Source organism: Carboxydothermus hydrogenoformans Z-2901 (genome assembly GCF_000012865.1).
In the GTDB taxonomy this organism is placed as follows: Bacteria; Bacillota; Z-2901; order Carboxydothermales; family Carboxydothermaceae; genus Carboxydothermus; species Carboxydothermus hydrogenoformans.
Genome location: NC_007503.1, coordinates 808684 through 828776 on the forward strand (window position 1 = coordinate 808684; position 20093 = coordinate 828776).

Here is a 20093-nt window from a genome sequence, read left to right on the forward strand (position 1 = left end):
GATGCGAAAAATTCGGGTTTTAATAGCCAAACCGGGTTTAGATGGCCATGACCGGGGAGCTAAGGTTATCGCTCAGGCGCTGCGGGATGCAGGTATGGAGGTTATTTATACGGGGATTCGCCAAACTCCGGAACAAATCGCCAAAGCGGCGGTGGAGGAAGATGTGGATGTAGTCGGGCTTTCCTGCCTTTCGGGAGCGCACAATGAGCTTTTCCCCCGGGTAGTGGAATGTTTAAAAGAACTGGGAGCCGGAGATATTCCGGTAATCGGGGGAGGCATTATTCCCCATGAAGATCACGCTTACTTAAAAGAGAAAGGGATTAAGGCGATTTTTGGTCCCGGAAGTTTGACGGCGGATGTGGTGAAAGTGATAGAAGAGCTGGTAAGGGAGGCGGGAAAAGATGTTTAAAAAAATCGACCATATAGGCATTGCGGTTTCGAATTTGGAACAGGCAGTAAAAACTTTTGAGCTTTTAGGCTTTCAAATTGCGGGAACGGAGGAAGTACCGGAACAAAAGGTTAAAGTAGCTTTTTTCCCGGTGGGCGAAAGTAATCTCGAATTATTAATGCCCACCGATGAAAAAAGTGCTGTTACCCGGTTTTTAATGAATCACGGAGAAGGAATCCATCACATTGCTTTTTTAGTGGAAAATTTGGAAGGGATGCTGGCCGCTTTAAAGGAAAAAGGTTTTAACTTAATAGATGAAAAACCGCGCCCTGGAGCTCACGGGAAAAAAATTGCCTTTATCCATCCGAAATCAACTAACAGTGTTTTAATAGAACTTTGTGAGGTGGTGGACGATGGAGAATAAGTTACAGGAACTTAACCGGAAAAGACAGGAATCCCTTTTGGGGGGCGGCGAAAAAAGGATAAAACGGCAGCACGAAGCAGGCAAACTTACAGCACGGGAAAGGATTAACCTTTTGTTGGATCCGGGAAGTTTCGTCGAATTGGATATGTTTGTGCGGGGAGAACAGGGAGAGTTTGCCAAGAGCGACATGGAAAACTACGGGGAAGGGGTGGTAACCGGCTTTGGTACCATCAATGGGCGCACGGTTTACCTCTTTTCCCAGGATTTTACCGTTTACGGCGGATCACTGGGGGAACTCCATTCGGCCAAGATCTGTAAGGTAATGGACTTAGCCATGAAAGCGGGAGTTCCCTTTATCGGGCTTAACGACTCCGGCGGAGCCAGGATTCAGGAAGGGGTATATTCCTTGAGTGCCTACGGAAATATTTTTTACCGGAATACCCTGGCTTCGGGAGTTATCCCGCAGATTTCGGTGATTATGGGGCCGTGTGCCGGGGGAGCGGTTTATTCGCCGGCAATAACCGATTTTATTTTCATGGTTGATAAAACCAGCCAGATGTTTATTACCGGCCCCCAGGTCATTAAATCGGTTACCGGTGAAGAAGTAAGTCCCGAAGAGCTCGGCGGTGCTATGACCCATAACCACATAAGCGGCGTTGCCCATTTTGTGGGGGAAAACGAAGAAATCACCCTGAGTATGGTGCGAAAGCTTTTAGAGTACCTTCCCCAGAACAACATGGAAGAACCGCCGGTTAAGGCTCCGCTACCGCCAAAATATTCGACCGAAGAGCTCCTGGATATAGTTCCGGAAGATCCCAACCGGCAGTACGATGTCCGGGAGGTAATTTTACGCATTGTCGATGACAGCGAATTTTTTGAAGTGCATAAGTATTTTGCGGAAAATGCGGTGGTGGGTTTTGCCCGCCTATCCGGAAGGGTAGTGGGTATTGTGGCCAACCAGCCCAAGTATTTAGCGGGGACTTTGGACATCAATGCTTCCGATAAAATTGCCCGGTTTGTGCGTTTTTGCGATTGCTTTAATATTCCGCTTCTAACCTTTGTGGATGTACCGGGCTTTTTGCCGGGAATCAATCAGGAGTACGGTGGAATTATCCGGCACGGAGCCAAGATACTGTATGCTTATTCCGAAGCTACCGTTCCCAAGCTTACGGTAATCCTGCGGAAAGCTTACGGTGGGGCTTATGTGGCCATGTGCAGTCGTTCTCTGGGAGCCGATGCGGCTTTTGCCTGGCCGACCGCGGAAATCGCGGTGATGGGCCCTGACGGTGCTGCCAATATTATTTTCCGGGATGAGATCGCCCAGGCGGAAGACCCGGCCAAGGTGCGGGCGGAAAAAACGGCGATGTACCGGGAAAAGTTCTGCAATCCCTATGTCGCGGCTGCCAAAGGGATGATCGATGATGTGATTGATCCCAGGGAGACCCGGGACCGTTTGATTAAAGCCCTTCTGGCTGTAAGTACCAAGAGAGAATCAAGACCCATGAAGAAGCACGGAAATATTCCCTTTTAACAACCCCCGGGGAGGTGATAGGGGTGCAGGAAAAAATCTTAATAGCCAATCGGGGTGAAATTGCCCTAAGAATAATCCGGGCTTGCAAAGAACTGGGAATAACTTCGGCGGTGGTTTATACCCCGGCAGATAAAGATAGCCTTCCGGTGAAAATGGCCGATGAAGCTTACCCCTTAAAAGAAAATAAGAGTTACTTAAATATTGAGGAAATAATCAATACCGCATTAAAAAACCAGGTTACCGCAATTCATCCCGGTTACGGCTTTCTTGCGGAAAACTCTAAGTTCGCTAAAAGCTGCCTGGATGCCGGGATAAAATTTATCGGGCCTTCGGCCAAAGCTATTGAACTTATGGGGGATAAAGCGGTAGCCAGGGAAATCATGAAAAAAGCCGGCGTTCCGGTAATTCCCGGGTCCGATGGCGAGATTGATGATTTCCGGGAAGCCCTGAAGGTTGCCGATGAAATTGGCTACCCGGTAATTGTCAAAGCTGCCGGCGGAGGCGGGGGCCGGGGGATGCGGATTGTTCACACTCCCAAGGAATTGGAAGAAGCGATTCAATCCGCGGCCCGGGAAGCCGCGTCAACCTTTGGTAATTCCAAATTATATTTAGAGAAGTATCTTCAGGACTGCCGGCACGTGGAGTTTCAAATTTTAGCCGACCAGTACGGGAACGCGGTTTATTTGGGAGAGCGGGACTGCTCCCTGCAGCGGCGCAACCAAAAGGTAATCGAAGAAGGACCGTGCCACGTCTTAACGGAAAGAATGCGGAAAAAAATGGGCGAACTGGCGGTGCGCTCCGCCATGGCCGTTCATTACGCCGGGGCCGGAACGGTGGAATTTTTGCTGGATGATCGGGGAAACTTTTATTTTATTGAAATGAATACCCGGATACAGGTGGAACATCCGGTAACCGAAATGATTACCGGCATAGATATCGTCAAGGAACAAATAAAAATCGGCCTCGGAGAAAGGTTAAGCATTACCCAGAAAGATGTGAAAATTTACGGACACGCTATTGAGTGCCGGGTAAATGCGGAAGACCCGATATCGTTTATTCCTACCCCGGGGGAAATAAAAAAATTAATGCTGCCCCAGGGGCCTTTTGTCCGGGTGGATACGGCAGTTTACGAAGGTTATACCATACCGCCTTACTATGATTCGATGATTGCCAAGTTAATTGTCTGGGGAAGAAATCGGGAAGAAGCGATTATCAGGATGAAACGAGCGCTGGAGGAGTTTGTAATTGGCGGTGTTACCACCAACTTACCTTTTTTACGCAAGGTGATGGATAATGCCTTTTACCGCCGGGGTGAGGTTTATACCAACTTTATCAAACGCCGGATGGAACCTTTAACCGAAGAAGACCTGGAAACCTACCGGGATAAACAGATATTTGGTGCCGAAGGGGAGCAAGAACAACCTTTAGAGGAAATAATTGCTGCGGTAGCTGCCGCCTTTGCGGCCGATCAGACTTCAAAGAAAGAAACGCGGGAGCAGCATTTAACGTTATCTCCCTGGAAAATCGGAGGCCTTTTGGAACAAATGCAGCGTCGGCTTTTTAGAGGAGGTGTATAAGATGGTAAAAAAATTTAAAATCCGGGTAAACGGCCGGGAATACGAGATAGAGGTGGAAGAAATCCACACCGAAGGTTGGGGAGTTTTACCAAATACCCGGGATATAGAACGAAAAGCGGTTGGTTCGGAAATAAGAAGCCTTTCTTCGCCTGTACCGGCAGCAAAGGCCAGTGGGGCTTCCGCGGGGATAAAAGCTCCGATGCCCGGAGTGGTGGTAGCTATTAAGGTTAAACCCGGAGATACGGTAGGGCCCCAGGACGTGGTGATAACCATTGAAGCCATGAAAATGGAAAATGAAATTACTGCCGGAAGAAGCGGGGTGGTAGACCAGATTTTAGTTGCCGAAGGAGATACGGTACAGGCGGGGCAGGTTTTGATAACCTTAAAATAAAAGGGCCTTTTGGCTCTTTTTTCTTTTAATTAAAAGGATTTTGGGTTATTATAAAGAAAATAGATAAATAAATTTACATATTCAGATGGAGGGGATGGAAGGTGAAAATAACTTTTCTGGGTCATGCCGCTTTTTTAGTGGAGGAAGAAGGGCTTAAGTTCTTGTTTGATCCTTTTTTAACGGGAAATCCTCAGGCCAAAATTCGCCCCGACGAAATTACTGCCGATTACATCTTGGTAAGTCACGGCCACGGTGACCACCTGGGGGATACCGTAGCAATTGCCCAAAGAAGCGGTGCTACCGTAATTGGTGTTTTTGAACTTTGCAATTTTCTTTCCCGCCAGAACGTTAAAACCCATCCCATGCATATTGGCGGAAGATATAACTTTGGGCAGTTTACAGTAAAGCTTACTCCCGCCTGGCATGGAAGCTCCTTTGGAGAAGGGCCAGTGGAATACCTGGGAAATCCCTGCGGCTTTTTACTTTCCGTTGGCGGGAAAACATTATACCATACCGGAGATACCGGACTCTTTTACGATATGAAATTACTTGCCGAAATAGACCCGGTGGATATTTTACTGGTACCGATTGGTGGCAATTTTACCATGGACGTTAAAGATGCGCTAAAAGCTCTGGAACTTGTTAAACCCAAATATGCTATTCCCATGCACTACAACACCTGGCCGGTAATTGCTGCGGATGTCGGGGAATTTCAAGATAAAGGCCGGGCTTTAGGAGTAGCAATCAAAGTATTGAATCCCGGGGAGATGGTTGTTCTTTAAAGGAAATAATGATAAAATAAACGTTAGATTTTCCGGCGGAGGAGTTTATGAAAGAGCCACTGGTAATGTATCGCGAAGGGTTTTGGTATTTGGTTGCCTTAGGAGTTCTAACAGTATTAGGAGCTCTTATTAATTTCTGGCTGGGCCTTTTGGTGTTTCTTTTGTTTCTTTTTGTCGTTTTTTTCTTTAGAAATCCGCGAAGAACCATTCCGGAAGATGAAAAAGCAATTATTTCACCGGCGGATGGTGTGGTTTTGGATGTAGCGGAAGTGAATGAAAGCTATTACTTAAAAGGTCCGGCGGTTAAAATCAGTATCTTTTTATCAATTTTTGATGTTCATGTCAATCGAGCCCCGGTGGAAGGACAGGTGGAGTATGTCTACTACCGTGAGGGAAAATTTCTTCCGGCGTTTAAAAGTCACGCTTCGGAAATCAATGAACGAAATTACATTGGGATAAAAAATCCGTATCTTCAGGTGTTGGTGGTACAAATTACCGGTTTTATTGCCCGGCGGATTGTAAGTTTTGTAAAACCGGGGGACATATTAAAAAAAGGACAGCTACTGGGCATGATTAAATTTGGGTCGTGTACCGAGATTTATTTGCCGAAAGAAACGGTGGAAGTTTTGGTGCAAAAAGGCCAGCGGGTGTATGGTGGCATTACGGTTATCGGGAGGATTAAGGGATGATTTTAAGGGCAATACCGTCGGTATGTACTCTTTTAAATTTAGCGATGGGCATGCTTTCAATTATTGCCACAATCAATGAGAACTACCTATTGGCAGCGGTTTTAATTTTGATAAGCGTGTTTTCCGATGGCATAGATGGCAGGCTGGCCCGTCGTTTTGCGGTAGCTTCGGATTTTGGCAAGCAGTTGGACTCCCTGGCGGATTTGGTATCCTTTGGGGTGGCTCCCGCCCTGTTAGTTTATGCCGATAGTTTAAGCGGTTACGGCTATATTGGTTTATTTATTATAGTGGTATATACGATGGCCGGTGCCTGGAGGCTTGCCCGTTTTAATATTTTAGACATTACCGGTTATTTTATCGGCGTACCCATAACTTTTGCCGGAGGTTTTACCGCGGTACTGGTACTTTTATCGTTAAAACTTGCGGCTTTTCCGCCGGTAGCGTTTCTCGTTATTACTCCTCTATTGGCTTATCTTATGGTCAGTAGAATAAAAGTTCCCAAGTATTAATTTTTCATTAAAGTAAGTATGAACCAATCACCAATCCCTTTTAGCAATCGTATACTATGGTAGCCCTAAAAGGAGGGATTGGTGTGCGGGTAATTTATATTCCTTTACCGGGTATTTTAAAATCCATAATTAAACTTTTTCTTAAGTAGGCGGGTCCATCCCGTCTTTTTTGTTATTTTTTGCCTCCTTTTGGTATTGCTTTGGGGTCATCTGGAAGGCTTTTTTAAATTCTTTGATGAAGTACGAAATATTTTCATAGCCCACCTCATAGCAGGTTTCGGTGACGCTCTGATATTGTAATAGTTCCTTGGCTTTTTTAAGTCTGAGTTCTTTTATATATTCCTTTGGGGTTTTGCAAGTATAGGTCTTAAAATATCTGCAAAACTCATACTCTTCCATTCCAAAAATTTTGGCAATATCGGCTACTTTAATGTTCTTATGATAACTTTCATTAATATAGCTTAAAATATTGTTGATCCTGGCGTTCTTTACGGAGTTTATAATTTCCTTTGCACCTCTAAATTTTAATATTTCATAGAGCATTTCCTGGATATAGAGGTCCAGCAAAAACTCTTTGCCCTTTTCCTGGCTGTTTAAGGTCCTTACAATCCTTTTATAAGTTTCCAACATTTCCTCAGTAAAGTTACATAAGAAAAAGTAATTGGTAATTTTTTTTATTTCTTCATAGCCTAATTCAAATTGGATCCTCTCAATTAACTGATTAACAACATTATTATCGACTTCAATAACAAGAGCTTTGGTTTTATTTTCGATGTTTAAGTCTACCTTTGAATTAGGGGCTAAGATTGCAAAGTTCTCTTTAGTATATTCGACGCGCTCTAATTCATTTATCGAAACTTGCTTTTTACCTTCTAAAATTGTACAAATTCTTAAGTAATTCTTGGAATAGTAAGTAGCTTTAACTGGTTTAACAAAATCATAATATAAAATTTTCGCCTTTTCGGTATCAAACTCTTTATCGGGGGTTAAACTAGGTAAAAGCATTATTTTCACCCCTCGTGCAATTTTGGGTTATTTTTTGCAAAAACGGGTTAGATTCGGCGTTTTTTGCTTGTTATAATTTTATCAAACTTTAAAAATAAAATGAATAGGAGGTTATAAAAATGAAGACGTACCGTTTTTACATGCCGCCGGTTAGCCTAATGGGTATTGGCTGCCTGAAAGAGGCCGGCGAGGAAATTAAAAAGCTCGGTTTTAAAAAAGCTCTTATTGTAACCGATAAGGTACTGGTTAAGATTGGTCTTGTTAATAAGTTAACCGAAATCCTGGACAACGAAGGAATCGAGTACGTTATTTTTGATGAAACTAAACCAAATCCTACGGTTAAAAATGTTGAAGATGGTCTTAAAATGTTAAAAGAGAACAACTGTGATTTTTTAATTTCCTTTGGTGGAGGTTCGCCTCATGACTGTGCCAAAGGCATTGGGCTGGTGGCAACTAATGGTGGCTCCATCAAGGATTATGAAGGGGTAAATAAGTCGGCTAAACCCATGTTACCTCTGGTGGCGGTAAACACTACTGCTGGTACCGCAAGTGAAATGACGAGATTTTCAATAATAACCGACGAGGATAGACACGTAAAGATGGCCATTGTCGACTGGCATGTAACTCCGATAATGGCTGTTAACGATCCCGAATTAATGGTAGAGATGCCAAAAGCTTTAACTGCCGCAACGGGTATGGATGCCTTAACCCATGCTATTGAAGCTTACGTATCTATTGATGCAACTCCGGTTACCGACGCGGCAGCTTTAAAGGCAATCGAGCTTATTTTTAAATACCTGAAACGGGCAGTAGAAAATGGAAAGGATATTGAGGCAAGGGATAAAATGGCTTATGCGGAGTATTTAGCCGGGGTAGCCTTTAACAATGCAGGCTTAGGATATGTACACGCGATGGCCCACCAGCTGGGAGGGTTTTACGATCTTCCTCATGGTGTGTGTAATGCTGTATTGCTACCTCATGTGCAGGCCTATAATCTGCAGGTTGTACCCGAAAGGTTTATTGATATAGCTAAGGCAATGGGAATAAATGTAGAAAACTTAACGGCAAAAGAAGCTGGAGAAAAGGTACTTGAAGCAATTAAAAATCTTTCGCGGGAAATTGGCATACCATCGGGTCTTAAGGAATTAGGAGTTAAGGAAGAGGATCTTAAGACTTTAGCCGAAAATGCCCTGAAAGATGCTTGCGGATTTACCAATCCAAAGCAGGCGAGCTTAGATGATATTATACGGATATTTAAAGAAGCAATGTAATTTTAACTGCATCGATAGACTTTTTGCCGTTTAATATTCGCCAATACTTCGGGTATTGGCGAATTTCTTTGCCTCTGGCATTTACCCGTTGAATCCTAATACCCCATAAAAAAAATTAATGATATTTGTCGAAAAAATCGCTAAGGAAAAGAGGAATTTTCCCCTGAAAGAAGAATATAAATACCGTATGAAAAACCTTATCTTTGACGGGAAAGGGATAGGAGGTGAAGATAAACACCTTAAAAGGTGTAAAACATTATGAATGTTCTAAATTATACAAAGCTCAGAGATGAAAAATTTATTGAAGAGGTTGAAAAGGAAAGCGGCCAGCATTTGAGGGATTGCTACCAGTGCGGTAAGTGTACCGCTGGTTGTCCGGTGGCGTATGCCATGGATTACACCCCGAACCAGATTATGCATTTATCAAAAATCGGGATAGGGGAAGAGGTTTTACGGAGCCGGACCATCTGGATTTGCGCTTCCTGCAACACCTGTACGACCCGTTGTCCGAAAAATATCGACATTGCCAGAGTTATGGACAGCTTAAGGATAATTGCCCGCCGTAAAGGTTATACGGCAAACAGCCGGAATGTAGCGGCTTTTAACCGGATTTTCCTGGATATGATTAGAAAATACGGGAAGCTTTATGAGCTGGGTTTAATTCTTAATTTTAACCTGAAAACCGGTCAACCCTTTAAAGATGCCAGCTTAGGACCGAAAATGTTAGCCTTAGGTAAACTGACCTTTTTCCCATCCAAGGTAAAGAATTCGGGAGAAATTAAAAAGATTTTTGAAACTATAGAAAAACTGGAAGTTCAAACAGCTGAGCCGAACAATGTAAAATAGTACAATAATAAAATAACTGTTTTGCAATACAAAATTGGAAGGTAGCGAAGGTAATGAAGCAAGTCATAACAATCCAGGCGAGGTTATTCCCAAAGAAAGAAGAAAAAGAAATATTAGATAACTTAATGCGAAAGTGGAGCTCCTGCAAGAGATATGCCTTTAACCGGTTGCTTGAAGGAAAAGCCCGAAAAGAACTGAAGAAAGAACTGCAAAGCCTCTTTGGATTGAATTCCAGATATGTAGACGACGCTATTCTTGAAGCTAAAGAAGTTTTGCAAAGTATCAGAGAACTTGGAGAAAACCCACGCAAGGTTATCTTTGGCGGGAAAGTATTGTTTTATAGACTAAAAAGCAAGCATTTAAGCAGCAAGCAAAGGCAAAAGTACAAAAAAGAGTGGGAAGATAAACGCAAAGGAACTCTTTTCTCCAGAGGGGATAAAACCAAGCAGGGAAACTTAAATTTAAGAGTTATCGAAGAAAATGGCCAATTCTTTTTAAGAGTAAATGCAGGTAATAGAAAATGGCTGTTTATCCAGCTTAATAGTTCGCATAAAAAATGGAGAAAGTTTGCAAAAACAATGCTAAATTTCTGTCCTTACAGTGTTCGCCTGCAGAGAAAGAATAATAAATATTATGCTTACATTTCCTTTGAAGACGACTTACCAAATACAGCAATAGATTTCAGCAATGGAGCTATCGGGATAGACTTAAATGCTTTTCCATCACACATAGCCTGGGCTGAAATAAAAAAAGACGGCAATCTGAAAAGCTTTGGGGAAATCCCCACACCACATCTCTGGGACGGGAGAAAAGAAAAAAGAGATTACTTTGCATGGGTATATGCCAACGAAATTGTAAAATTAGCCCTTGAGAAAAACAAAGGCATAGTAATAGAAAAGTTAGCGATAAAAGACAAAGGCTACCGGGGAGATTACAAGGGAAGAAAATCCAGAAGGGTAAAACACAGTTTTAGCTATAGAAAGCTTATTGCCAGAATAAAGATACTTGCCAAAAGGTACGGGGTAGCCATAAGAGAAGTAAATCCGGCTTACACAAGCATAATAGGGATGCTAAAGTATGCACCGCAGTTTAATTTAACTAAAGATACAGCAGCAGCCTATGTGATAGCACGAAGAGGATTGGTTTTAAGGGAGAAAATTCCCTTGAAGTATAGAGAGCTTTTGAAAAGCCTGCAGAGCAAGTCACGGTCGGTATCTTCAGCTACCGACGGAAGGAATGAAGGTACTGCGGTAAAGGGGAAAACCTTACCGTACAAACCGTGGCGAGTTTTGCGGGTAGCCCTCCTGACCGGAGCTCTCCTGGACAGGCCATTATATCGTGACCTGTCACCGCTGAAGAGGATGCTCGTAAGCGGTATGGGAGAAGGTGGCTGAAGGCCACGGCAAGTTCCATAGCTTGGTGATGGGACTATGGGAGTGTCTAAATACCGCCTGCTGGGAATGGGCACTCTCTGAAAGGGCGGACTACAAATAGCCCAGCCTCAAACTGTACAGTTTTGTACAGTTTGGGATACCAGGGCGGCAATTAATGAAATACGCATACTATCCCGGTTGTTCCCTCCACTCAACCGCTAAGGAATACGACAAGTCCACCAAAAAGGTGGCTCAGGCTTTAAACATTGAGCTGGTAGAGATTCCCGATTGGAACTGCTGCGGGGCTACTGCCGGGCACAGCACCAGTCACTTACTGGCGGTAGCTTTAGGGGCGCGGAATCTTGCTCAGGCGGAAACCTTGGGTCTGGATATTGCTGCACCCTGCGCTGCCTGTTACCAGCGGTTGGTGGTGGCCGAAAGAGAAATGAAAGAAAACCCGGAAATCCGGGAAAAAATCAATGGTACTTTAGCGCGGCCGTATGAAGGAAATACCCATACCTACTCTCTGGTGGAAGTTATCGCCAAGGCAAAGGACCAAATAGAAAATTTGAAAGTTAGGTCTTTTACCGGACTAAAGGTTGCAGCTTATTACGGCTGTCTATTGGTCAAGCCACCTCAAATTATGCAGTTTGACGACCCGGAAAACCCTCAGATTTTAGATGATTTGGTTAAAGCGACCGGTGCGGAAACGGTTGACTGGTCTTTTAAGACCGAATGCTGCGGTGGAGCGCTGGCGGTTTCCAATACCGAAATTGTCTTAAAACTTACCCGTGATATCCTGCGGGTGGCTAAAGACCGCGGAGCGGATGTTATCGTTACCGCCTGTCCCCTTTGTCAGTCCAACCTTGACACCCGTCAGGGGCAGATTAAAGAAGTTTACGGGGACGACTTCAACCTGCCCATATTGTACTTTACCGAATTAATTGGTTTAGCTCTCGGTTTAAAACCGGAGGAGCTTGGCTTAAATACCCACTTTGTTAGCACCAAAAAAGTACTGGAGTGGAGAGATGCACGATGAAGAGAATAGGAGTATTTGTCTGCTGGTGCGGTTCTAATATCGGTGGGGTTGTGGATGTCCCGAGAGTAGCTGAGGCGGCAAAGGAAATGCCCAATGTGGTGTTTGCTACCGATTATAAATACATGTGTTCGGAGCCCGGCCAGGAGCTAATTATCAAAGCGGCTAAAGAGCACAACTTGGACCGGGTCGTGGTGGCATCCTGCTCGCCGCGTTTGCATGAACAAACCTTTAGAAAGGCTGCCGAACGGGCAGGACTTAACCCCTATATGTTTGAAATGGCCAACATCCGGGAGCACGTTTCCTGGGTCCATGCTCAAGAAAAAGAGAAAGCGACCGAAAAGGCAATTGAACTGGTCAGACGGGCTGTCTTTAAGGCTGCACGCTTGGAGCCCCTTTACAAATCAGCCATCGGTATCACAAAAAAAGCCCTGGTCATCGGTGGTGGTATTGCCGGGATTCAGGCAGCTTTGGATATTGCCGATGCCGGGTATCAGGTTATATTGGTGGAAAAGGAGCCAACCATTGGCGGGAAAATGGCGCAGCTCGATAAAACCTTCCCAACCTTAGACTGTTCCAGCTGAATATCTACCCCGAAGATGGCGGCTGCGGCGCAGCACCCAAACATTAAGCTTTATACTTATGCGGAAGTTACCGAAGTTTCCGGTTATATTGGTAATTTTGAAGTTACCATTAAGCAAAAGGCCAAATCGGTGGACCATAATAAATGTACCGGATGCGGTACTTGCTGGGAAAAATGTCCCACCAAAGTTGATAGTGAATTTGACTTAGGGCTTGGTAAACGGAAAGCTATTTACATTCCTTTTGCCCAGGCGGTTCCCAATAAGCCGGTTATTGACCGTACTACCTGCCGGCAATTTACCAAAGGCAAGTGCGGCGTTTGCCAGAAAGTTTGTCCTACCGGTGCTGTAGATTACGACCAGCAGGATGAATATATTAAAGAAAAAGTCGGAGCCATTATCATGGCTACCGGCTATGACCTGTTTGAGTGGGAAAAAGTCTACGGTGAGTACGGTTACGGTCAGTATCCGGACGTGATTACCGGATTACATTTTGAGCGGATGGCCAGTGCTTCCGGTCCTACCGGTGGCAAGATTATTCGTCCGTCCGATGGCAAAGAGCCCAAAACGGTTGTATTTATTAAATGCGTTGGTTCAAGGGATGACCAAAAAGGCAAGAGCTACTGCTCCCGGGCCTGCTGTATGTATACTGCCAAGCATGCGCACCAGGTTTTGGAAAAGATTCCCGGAGCGCAGGTGTATATCTTCTACATGGACGTTCGGACAGCCGGCAAGATGTACGAAGAATTTTACGCCAAAACCCTGGAAGATGGTGCCCAGTACATTCGCGGGCGAGTATCGAAGATTTATCCTTTAGGAGATAAATTAATTGTTCGCGGAGCTGACACCCTGGCCGGAGTTCCGGTGGAAATTGAAGCCGACCTGGTGGTCTTGGCCACCGCTATGGTACCGGCCAAGGGGTCGGAGGAAATTGCCAAAATTGTCGGCTTTTCTTTAGATAAAGATGGCTTCTTCCAGGAAGCTCACCCCAAGCTTGGGCCGGTGGAGACCACTACCGGAGGCGTATTTTTAGCCGGCGCTTGCCAGGGGCCCAAGGATATTCCGGACACGGTAGCGCAGGCCAGTGCAGCGGCGGCCAAGGTTATCGGGCTTTTATCCAAGGATCAGTTAGCTGCCGAGCCAATCGTCAGCCAGGTTAACGAAGCACTTTGTTCCGGTTGCGAATTATGTAAACCCATTTGTCCGTATAAGGCTATCGACATGAAGAAGATTACCGAACGGGTTCACGGTAAGGTTATCGAACGCACCGTGGCAACGGTTAACACCAGTCTGTGTCAGGGTTGCGGAGCCTGTACCGTTGCCTGCCGGGTAGGAGCCCTTAACCTCAAAGGCTTTACCAACGAACAGCTCCTGGCGGAGGTGGAAGCAATATGTCTGTAGAGCAAAACTTTGAGCCGAAAATAATAGCGTTCTTTTGCAACTGGTGTAGCTACGCCGGAGCAGACCTGGCCGGGGTTAGCCGGATGCAGTACCCCACCAACTTGCGGATAATCCGGGTACCCTGTTCCGGCCGGGTTAATCCCCAGTTTGTCATCAAAGCTTTTCAGCGGGGCATTGATGGGGTTTTGGTATCCGGCTGACATCCCGGTGACTGCCACTATGTTAGTGGCAATTACTACACCCGCAGAAGATTCCTTTTAATGAAACGGCTTTTTGAATTTATTGGTTTTGAGCCAGGGCGTTTTCATGCCCGCTGGATTTCCGGCTCGGAGGCCCAGAAAGTGGTGGAAACTGCCAAGAAAGTTACCGAAGAGGTGCGGGCCTTAGGACCAAACAAGAAGATGAGGGATGACCGATGCTAAAGGAAAAAATTAAGTCTACCGTTACCGAACTTTTGGAAAATAAACAGGTTGATTTTGTTATTGGTTACGGCGCCGGTTCCGATGCCGGGACCGTGCGGCCGGCTTTCGTAAAGTCGGTGGAGGAAGTGGAGCAGCTTATTTGGTCGCCCTTTGCGGTTAATAATTTAGCGAAATTTGTGATGGATCATTTGTATGAAAATATAAAAATTGGGGTAATTGTTAAAGGTTGTGATTCCCGTTCTGTAATCCGGCTGGTTCAGGACAAAGTATTCCCCCGGGAGAACTTTTATGTAATCGGTATACCCTGTAAGGGTATATTGGATAAAAATAAAGTTGCTAAAGATTTTGACCTTTCCGGGGATTTGGTAGATTTTACCGAGCAGGGCGACGAAGTTATCGTAAAAACTTCAAAAGGCGAGTTTAAACTTCGCAAAGAAGATTATCTACTGGATAAATGTTACCGGTGTGAAACCCCAACGCCCGTTGTTTACGATGTGTTATTGGGCGAGGAAGTGGCTCCTTTTAGAACGGACGATTATGAAGATGTTAAAGCTATTGAAAACCTTTCGGTAGAGGAAAAATCCAGGTACTGGGATAAACAGTTTGAAAAATGCATCCGTTGTTATGCCTGCCGGAACGTTTGTTCTGCCTGTAACTGCCGGGATTGCGTTTTTGACATGGCAGAACCCAACTGGGTGGGTAAAGCGGCTAATTTATCGGAAAATACCGCTTTCCACTTAATCCGGGCGTGGCACGTTGCCGGACGGTGTGTGGACTGTGGCGAGTGTTCCCGGGTCTGTCCTATGGGGATACCCGTTAACACCTTGAACCGCAAAATGATTAAAGATATGAAGGAACTGTTTGCCGTAGAAACTCCGGGCAAAAATCCCGAGCAGGGGCCGGTTCTGGGGACCTTTAAAACCGATGATCCGGAAGAGTTTATGTAGTTAAACCTACGAGGTGACTTAAAGATGAGAAAAGGATACATCTTAAAGGAAAATCTTAAAACCTGGTTAGGGGCAATTAAAGAAAAGTTTCCCCTAATAGCCCCGGTACAGGACGATGGTCTAACCCTTTTTAGAGAAGTGGAAAAGGTTGACGATATAGTTTTTGATTACGGAATTACCCGGATGCCTCCGAAGGATCTTTTCTTTCCGCAAACCGAAAAGATGTTTCGCATAAAAAACAAGAACAATGTGGCGATTGAATTGGAATCCCCGGAAAAAATAACCGACGAACAGGTACTGTTTGGCGTTCATTCCTGTGATTTAAAAAGCATTTTGGCTTTAGATCCGGTCTTTACCACCTGTTTTCCCGACCGTTATTATCAGGAACGCCGGGATAAAACCTATGTGATAGGTTTATCCTGCACTAAAGCTTTACCCACTTGTTTTTGCACCGCCTATGGCATCAATCCTACCGATGCCGATGGGGCTGATGTTCATTTAACCGAGGTTGGGGATAAGTACCTTGTGGAAGTGGTTACCGAGCGCGGGGAAAGGTTAGTTTCGGCTATTCCCGGAATAGTTTTTGAAGATACCACGAATTTAGAAGCGGAAAAAGCTAAGCTTACCGAAAAGGTTAAAGGAGAAATAAAGTTTATTGACTTAACCGGGGTTAAAGAGGTGTTGGATGAAAACTTTGAACTTCCCCTCTGGGAAAAGTGGGCGCAAAAATGCCTTGGTTGTGGGATCTGTACCTACGTTTGTCCGACCTGCCACTGCTTCGATATCAATGATTTTAACCGGGGTGACGGGGTCGGTGAACGGTTTAGATGCTGGGATTCGTGTATGTTTTCCGATTTTACCCGGATGGCTGGCGGCCATAACCCGCGTCCCACGAAAAAGGAAAGGGTTAGAAACCGCTTTATGCATAAGTTAAAGTACCACCTGGACCGGTATAGCATAGTGGGGTGCGTAGGCTGTGGCCGTTGCGTCCAGCGTTGCCCCGAAAATATCGACATCCGGGCAATAATTTCCGACATAAAGGGTGGGGTGTAATGGCACTGGAAAATCCTTTATTACCGTATATTGCAACCATAACCAAGGTGATTGATGAAACCCCCGATGTGAAAACTTTTCAAATGGTTTTTGACGATCCCGGGGTATTTGAAGTTTTTAAACAAAAACCAGGACAAGTTGCGCAGATATCCATTTTTGGGGTGGGGGAAGCCACCATTTCTATAACCTCTTCGCCAACCAGGACGGGAATGCTCGAGTTTTCCATCAAGAAGGTGGGAAGACTTACTTCCGTTATCCACCAGATGGAGCCAGGAATGAAGGTGGGAATCCGGGGTCCCTACGGCAATCATTTTCCCTATGAAATGATGAAAGGAAAGGATCTCCTTTTTATCGGCGGAGGTATTGGTTTAGCGCCGCTAAGATCGCTTATTGACTTTGTTTTAGCCCCGGAAAACCGCAAGGATTACGGTAAGGTGGAAATCCTTTACGGAGCCCGTTCCTCCGCCGACCTTTGCTTTAAATACGATTTATTTGACAACTGGCCCAAGCAGCCGGACACCAAGGTTTACGTTACCATCGACCGTCCCGAAGAAGGCTGGGATGGCCATGTGGGATTTGTTCCTGCTTACCTGGAAGAACTGAATCCCAATCCTCAAAATAAAGTAACCATTACCTGCGGACCTCCGATCATGATTAAGTTTGTCTTGCAGGCGTTGGAGAAGATGGGTTATTCCGAGGACCAGGTGGTAACCACTTTGGAATTAAAAATGAAATGCGGTATTGGGAAATGCGGACGCTGCAATATCGGAAGCAAATTTGTATGCGTTGATGGTCCCGTCTTTACTTTGCGTGACCTTAAAAAACTGCCTCCGGAGTTTTAAAAAATTACCCGGCGTATGCCGGGTTTTTATTTTGTAGAAATAGCGTGAATTGTGTAGAAATATTTTGATAAATATTCTGGGCGAAGGGAAAGGAATATTAAACAAAGTGGCGAAATTTATAGAATGATGAACATTAAAGGGGGCAGTTAATGATTTTTTGTGTTTTAATATCGTTTTTCTTTCTTTTAACGTTAATCTTAGTCTTTAATCAAAAAGGTCTTTTTACATTAAGCATTAAAAATAGCAAAAAAAGTAAAATATTAAAAAAGATTTTGAGTTTTAACCGGCTCACTTACTTGTATTTTACCATTCTTGATAATTCTCCCAATATAATTATCGCAATAGATAAAAATAACAAAGTGATATTTTTAAATAGTAGAGCTGAAGAGGTCTTTGGTATAACAAAAGAAGAAATTTTAGGAAAAAATTATGAAATATTTTTTCAAAAATTCGGGGTTTTGGAGCGCTCTATTTTAATGGATTCTTTGAAGTACAAAAAGACCTTTGAGGTAGAAAATTATCCGATAGAGGTTAAGAACTGTGTAAAGCGTTTCTGGGGAAAAAGTTATCCGCTTTTTGGGCCAAAGGGAGAAATTTCCGGAGCAGTTTTGGTACTTTGGGATACCAAAGATAAACAAATATTAACGCGGGAATTAATTAACCAGGAGAAGTTTTCGGTGGTTAAAACTATTGCTACCGGCACGGCTCATGAAATTAGAAACCCTTTAACTACTGTTAAAGGGTTTATCCAGCTTTTAGGCCAGGAAAAATTAAATGACCCGGAGAGTAAAGTATTTTTAAACACCGTTTTGCAGGAAATTAATCGGATTGAAAAAATTATTTCCGAGTTATTAATTTTGGGAAGCGATAAAGGACTTAAAAAAACTTTTTTCAACTTAAATTACCTGATTGAAAAGGTTGTAGAAAATTTTACTCCGACAGCGTATTTAAACAATATTTCTATTGTAAAAAACCTGGCTAAAGAATTGCCTTTATTTTATGGAGATGAAGAAAGCCTCTATCTTGCCATTACGAGTATTTTAAATAATGCCTTTGAAGCCCTGCAAAAAGATGGGGTGATTGTAATTGAAACTTTTTATGAACACGGTAGTAACGAGATAGGTTTAAGGATTGCGGATAACGGACCGGGAATTCCGGAAGAGCTAAGATCGAAAATTTTTGAACCGTTCTTTACCACAAAACCGGAAGGCACCGGGCTTGGACTGGCCATTTGTTACCGTACGATTGAAGAACACGGGGGTGAAATTAGAGTATATAACAACGAAACGGGTGGGGCGACCTTTGAAATTACTCTTCCGTTACCCTTAGAAAATGCTCACACCCAAAATTCCGCCAATTGCGCCGGCTAAAAGGATAATTAAGCTTTTTTCTAAAAAGGAAACCCAGGAAAAGGGTGTGTGAAATAATACTGCAGACGCGATTAAAAAAATAACGATAAAGATTACTCCGATTAAAAGGCCGTGCCAAAGGCCTTTTTTTTGCGCCCTGCGACTTGCGGCAAAGCCGCCGGCTAAAAGGCTTATAAAAAGAACCGCAAAGCTTAAAGCTGTCCACCAGGCAAAATTGGTGATAAAATAATAAAAAATAACGGCAAAGATCGTACCTAAGAAAAGTAAAGTTCCGAGGGCTATTATCGTACCCCAGAAAACTGCTTTAAAGTTCATTGTATACCCCCTTTACCATCGTTTCTTCAGTAAAAAATATGAACAAGCTTATTTTTTCAGAACCGAAGGAGTGAGGAAAATGGCAGAAATTGCCTATGAACTTGGTAACAGTTTGTATATCAACTTAACTAACCGGTGTACCAATGCCTGTGTATTTTGCATCCGAAAAACCGAGAAGGGGGTCGGTTACGACCTCTGGTTAGACCGGGAGCCGGATACCGGGGAGATAATCGCTGCCCTAAAAGAAAAAGATCCGTTAAAATACGAAGAAGTGGTATTCTGTGGTTATGGTGAACCGCTTTTAAGAATAAAAGAGGTGGTGGAAGTAGCCCGGTGGTTAAAAGAAATTGGGGTCAAAAAAGTTCGTATCAATACCAACGGCCTTGCCAACCGGTATCATGGGAGAAATATTTTGCCGGAGCTCAAGGGGCTGGTTGATGTAATCTCCATCAGTTTAAATGCTCAGGATGCCGAAGCTTACCAGAAGGTGAGCCGCTCCCGATACGGGCAAGAGGCGTATGCTGAAGTTTTAAAATTTATCGAAGAAAGCAAAAAATATATACCGGAGGTAGTGGTTACGGTGGTCCGCTGGGAAGGAGTTGATGTGGAGGAGACTAAAAAAGTTGCCGAACGCCTGGGAGTCAAGCTGCGCGTGCGGGAGTTTTATGGAAATTAAAATTAAAAAATTAAAAAGTGCTTGACAAAAACGACAAAATGTAATACTATAAAATCAAAGAAATACCCCCCGGGGGTATAGGAGGAGAAGATGTACGTTCGCGATAAGGAAGGGATAACTAAGCGGTTAAAGCGTTTGGAAGGGCAAATTCGAGGTATTGCCAAAATGGTGGAGGAAGACCGCTACTGTATTGATATTTTAAATCAAATTGAAGCGGCAAAGGGGGCGCTCGACAAAGTTGCGTTGTTAATTTTAGAGGGACACCTGAAAGGGTGTGTTAAGAGGGCGATTAAAACCGGTGAAGAAGAACCGGTAATCAAAGAACTTTTAGAGGTTTTGGATAAATTTATACGATAAGGGGGAATTTAAAATGTGTGAACATTGCGGAGCTCACAATCATGCGGCAGAGCAAACTGTGGTTTTAAAAGTCGATGGGATGACCTGCAACCACTGCAAAATGTCTGTGGAAAAAGCCCTTTATACAGTTAACGGGGTAAAAATGGCTGCTGTCAATCTTGCTGAAGGTCTGGCTACCGTTTTATACGACCCGAACCTGGCCACTGTTGAACAAATGAAAGCGGCCGTAGAAAAAGCGGGCTATGAAGTGGTAGGCGTACAGTAAAAAGGGGGAGTAATCCCCTTTTTTTAACACCAAAATCAGGGA

At 44.1% G+C, this 20093-nt stretch carries 23 protein-coding genes; 21 read left to right on the plus strand and 2 right to left on the minus strand.

The window, feature by feature from the left end; genetic code table 11:
- Position 1 precedes the first annotated feature (1 nt).
- The 8 genes from CHY_RS04190 to pssA all read left to right on the plus strand — a co-directional run bounded on the left by CHY_RS04190 (position 2) and on the right by pssA (position 6291).
- Positions 2–409: a cobalamin B12-binding domain-containing protein gene (locus CHY_RS04190; protein ID WP_041537652.1), complete on the plus strand. Its 408-nt coding sequence runs from the start codon at positions 2–4 to the stop codon at positions 407–409.
- Complete coding sequence (gene mce, locus CHY_RS04195) at positions 402–812, plus strand: methylmalonyl-CoA epimerase (RefSeq protein ID WP_011343839.1); 411 nt, start codon at positions 402–404, stop codon at positions 810–812. Before CHY_RS04190 ends, mce begins: the two co-directional genes overlap by 8 nt.
- Entirely contained in the window at positions 802–2343 is a 1542-nt protein-coding gene (locus tag CHY_RS04200; RefSeq protein ID WP_011343840.1) for an acyl-CoA carboxylase subunit beta, read from the plus strand. The genes mce and CHY_RS04200 overlap by 11 nt, the downstream gene beginning before the upstream one ends.
- A 23-nt stretch (positions 2344–2366) precedes the next feature.
- Positions 2367–3920, plus strand: a complete 1554-nt coding sequence (accC, locus tag CHY_RS04205) for an acetyl-CoA carboxylase biotin carboxylase subunit (protein WP_011343841.1) — start codon at positions 2367–2369, stop codon at positions 3918–3920.
- Between the two features lies 1 nt (position 3921).
- A complete protein-coding gene (locus CHY_RS04210; RefSeq protein WP_011343842.1) occupies positions 3922–4311 on the plus strand; it encodes a biotin/lipoyl-containing protein in 390 nt (129 codons plus the stop codon).
- 101 nt (positions 4312–4412) lie between these two features.
- Positions 4413–5093 carry a metal-dependent hydrolase gene (locus CHY_RS04215; protein WP_011343843.1) on the plus strand — a complete coding sequence of 227 codons (681 nt, stop codon included), beginning with the start codon at positions 4413–4415 and terminating at the stop codon, positions 5091–5093.
- A gap of 47 nt (positions 5094–5140) precedes the next feature.
- Entirely contained in the window at positions 5141–5782 is a 642-nt protein-coding gene (locus CHY_RS04220; RefSeq protein ID WP_011343844.1) for a phosphatidylserine decarboxylase family protein, read from the plus strand.
- Positions 5779–6291, plus strand: a complete 513-nt coding sequence (pssA, locus tag CHY_RS04225; RefSeq protein ID WP_011343845.1) for a CDP-diacylglycerol--serine O-phosphatidyltransferase — start codon at positions 5779–5781, stop codon at positions 6289–6291. Before CHY_RS04220 ends, pssA begins: the two co-directional genes overlap by 4 nt.
- A gap of 141 nt (positions 6292–6432) precedes the next feature.
- Here the strand turns inward: pssA and CHY_RS04230 are convergent, their stop codons facing one another.
- Positions 6433–7296: a helix-turn-helix domain-containing protein gene (locus CHY_RS04230; protein ID WP_011343847.1), complete on the minus strand. Its 864-nt coding sequence runs from the start codon at positions 7294–7296 to the stop codon at positions 6433–6435.
- Between the two features lie 119 nt (positions 7297–7415).
- On the opposite strand from CHY_RS04230, the gene yiaY reads away from it, so the two are divergent.
- The 10 genes from yiaY (at position 7416) to CHY_RS04285 (ending at position 18438) form a co-directional block, all read left to right on the plus strand.
- The gene (gene yiaY / locus CHY_RS04235) at positions 7416–8567 is read left to right on the plus strand and encodes an L-threonine dehydrogenase (protein ID WP_011343848.1); all 1152 of its coding nucleotides are present in this window, start codon (positions 7416–7418) and stop codon (positions 8565–8567) included.
- A 258-nt stretch (positions 8568–8825) separates the two neighbouring features.
- A complete protein-coding gene (locus CHY_RS04240; protein ID WP_011343850.1) occupies positions 8826–9413 on the plus strand; it encodes a 4Fe-4S dicluster domain-containing protein in 588 nt (195 codons plus the stop codon).
- A gap of 53 nt (positions 9414–9466) precedes the next feature.
- Positions 9467–10807 (plus strand): IS200/IS605 family accessory protein TnpB-related protein, encoded by a 1341-nt coding sequence (locus CHY_RS04245; RefSeq protein ID WP_011343851.1) that lies wholly within the window; start codon positions 9467–9469, stop codon positions 10805–10807.
- 154 nt (positions 10808–10961) lie between these two features.
- Entirely contained in the window at positions 10962–11825 is an 864-nt protein-coding gene (locus CHY_RS04250; protein ID WP_011343852.1) for a CoB--CoM heterodisulfide reductase iron-sulfur subunit B family protein, read from the plus strand.
- Positions 11822–13804, plus strand: coding sequence for a CoB--CoM heterodisulfide reductase iron-sulfur subunit A family protein (locus CHY_RS04260; protein WP_011343853.1), 1983 nt, complete (start codon positions 11822–11824; stop codon positions 13802–13804). The genes CHY_RS04250 and CHY_RS04260 overlap by 4 nt, the downstream gene beginning before the upstream one ends.
- Positions 13795–14226, plus strand: a complete 432-nt coding sequence (locus tag CHY_RS04265) for a hydrogenase iron-sulfur subunit (protein WP_011343854.1) — start codon at positions 13795–13797, stop codon at positions 14224–14226. The genes CHY_RS04260 and CHY_RS04265 overlap by 10 nt, the downstream gene beginning before the upstream one ends.
- Positions 14220–15173 carry a 4Fe-4S dicluster domain-containing protein gene (locus CHY_RS04270; RefSeq protein ID WP_011343855.1) on the plus strand — a complete coding sequence of 318 codons (954 nt, stop codon included), beginning with the start codon at positions 14220–14222 and terminating at the stop codon, positions 15171–15173. Before CHY_RS04265 ends, CHY_RS04270 begins: the two co-directional genes overlap by 7 nt.
- Before the next feature lie 24 nt (positions 15174–15197).
- Complete coding sequence (locus tag CHY_RS04275; protein ID WP_011343856.1) at positions 15198–16226, plus strand: 4Fe-4S dicluster domain-containing protein; 1029 nt, start codon at positions 15198–15200, stop codon at positions 16224–16226.
- A complete protein-coding gene (locus tag CHY_RS04280) occupies positions 16226–17068 on the plus strand; it encodes an FAD/NAD(P)-binding protein (RefSeq protein ID WP_011343857.1) in 843 nt (280 codons plus the stop codon). Before CHY_RS04275 ends, CHY_RS04280 begins: the two co-directional genes overlap by 1 nt.
- A 149-nt stretch (positions 17069–17217) precedes the next feature.
- Positions 17218–18438 (plus strand): two-component system sensor histidine kinase NtrB, encoded by a 1221-nt coding sequence (locus CHY_RS04285; RefSeq protein WP_011343858.1) that lies wholly within the window; start codon positions 17218–17220, stop codon positions 18436–18438.
- Here CHY_RS04285 and CHY_RS04290 read toward each other — a convergent pair.
- On the minus strand, positions 18394–18753 hold the full coding sequence (locus CHY_RS04290) for a TIGR04086 family membrane protein (RefSeq protein WP_011343859.1): 360 nt from the start codon (positions 18751–18753) through the stop codon (positions 18394–18396). The genes CHY_RS04285 and CHY_RS04290 overlap by 45 nt on opposite strands.
- A gap of 79 nt (positions 18754–18832) precedes the next feature.
- On the opposite strand from CHY_RS04290, the gene CHY_RS04295 reads away from it, so the two are divergent.
- From CHY_RS04295 to CHY_RS04305, 3 genes are all read left to right on the plus strand, one after another.
- Positions 18833–19429, plus strand: a complete 597-nt coding sequence (locus CHY_RS04295) for a TatD family nuclease-associated radical SAM protein (protein WP_011343860.1) — start codon at positions 18833–18835, stop codon at positions 19427–19429.
- A 90-nt stretch (positions 19430–19519) separates the two neighbouring features.
- Complete coding sequence (locus tag CHY_RS04300; RefSeq protein ID WP_011343861.1) at positions 19520–19786, plus strand: metal-sensitive transcriptional regulator; 267 nt, start codon at positions 19520–19522, stop codon at positions 19784–19786.
- A 13-nt stretch (positions 19787–19799) separates the two neighbouring features.
- On the plus strand, positions 19800–20051 hold the full coding sequence (locus CHY_RS04305; protein WP_011343862.1) for a cation transporter: 252 nt from the start codon (positions 19800–19802) through the stop codon (positions 20049–20051).
- The last annotated feature ends 42 nt before the right edge of the window (positions 20052–20093 follow it).

Excerpts from the sequence above, each read along its gene's own strand:
- CHY_RS04305 (WP_011343862.1), top strand. The coding sequence starts at position 19,800 with ATGTGTGAACATTGCGGAGCTCACAATCATGCGGCAGAGCAAACTGTG.
- CHY_RS04240 (WP_011343850.1), top strand. The coding sequence starts at position 8,826 with ATGAATGTTCTAAATTATACAAAGCTCAGAGATGAAAAATTTATTGAA.
- CHY_RS04280 (WP_011343857.1), top strand. The coding sequence starts at position 16,226 with ATGGCACTGGAAAATCCTTTATTACCGTATATTGCAACCATAACCAAG.
- pssA (WP_011343845.1), top strand. The coding sequence starts at position 5,779 with ATGATTTTAAGGGCAATACCGTCGGTATGTACTCTTTTAAATTTAGCG.
- CHY_RS04285 (WP_011343858.1), top strand. The coding sequence starts at position 17,218 with ATGATTTTTTGTGTTTTAATATCGTTTTTCTTTCTTTTAACGTTAATC.
- yiaY (WP_011343848.1), top strand. The coding sequence starts at position 7,416 with ATGAAGACGTACCGTTTTTACATGCCGCCGGTTAGCCTAATGGGTATT.
- CHY_RS04230 (WP_011343847.1), bottom strand. The coding sequence starts at position 7,296 with ATGCTTTTACCTAGTTTAACCCCCGATAAAGAGTTTGATACCGAAAAG.
- CHY_RS04200 (WP_011343840.1), top strand. The coding sequence starts at position 802 with ATGGAGAATAAGTTACAGGAACTTAACCGGAAAAGACAGGAATCCCTT.
- CHY_RS04270 (WP_011343855.1), top strand. The coding sequence starts at position 14,220 with ATGCTAAAGGAAAAAATTAAGTCTACCGTTACCGAACTTTTGGAAAAT.
- mce (WP_011343839.1), top strand. The coding sequence starts at position 402 with ATGTTTAAAAAAATCGACCATATAGGCATTGCGGTTTCGAATTTGGAA.
- CHY_RS04295 (WP_011343860.1), top strand. The coding sequence starts at position 18,833 with ATGGCAGAAATTGCCTATGAACTTGGTAACAGTTTGTATATCAACTTA.
- CHY_RS04210 (WP_011343842.1), top strand. The coding sequence starts at position 3,922 with ATGGTAAAAAAATTTAAAATCCGGGTAAACGGCCGGGAATACGAGATA.
- CHY_RS04275 (WP_011343856.1), top strand. The coding sequence starts at position 15,198 with ATGAGAAAAGGATACATCTTAAAGGAAAATCTTAAAACCTGGTTAGGG.
- CHY_RS04290 (WP_011343859.1), bottom strand. The coding sequence starts at position 18,753 with ATGAACTTTAAAGCAGTTTTCTGGGGTACGATAATAGCCCTCGGAACT.
- CHY_RS04220 (WP_011343844.1), top strand. The coding sequence starts at position 5,141 with ATGAAAGAGCCACTGGTAATGTATCGCGAAGGGTTTTGGTATTTGGTT.
- CHY_RS04190 (WP_041537652.1), top strand. The coding sequence starts at position 2 with ATGCGAAAAATTCGGGTTTTAATAGCCAAACCGGGTTTAGATGGCCAT.
- CHY_RS04245 (WP_011343851.1), top strand. The coding sequence starts at position 9,467 with ATGAAGCAAGTCATAACAATCCAGGCGAGGTTATTCCCAAAGAAAGAA.
- CHY_RS04300 (WP_011343861.1), top strand. The coding sequence starts at position 19,520 with ATGTACGTTCGCGATAAGGAAGGGATAACTAAGCGGTTAAAGCGTTTG.
- CHY_RS04250 (WP_011343852.1), top strand. The coding sequence starts at position 10,962 with ATGAAATACGCATACTATCCCGGTTGTTCCCTCCACTCAACCGCTAAG.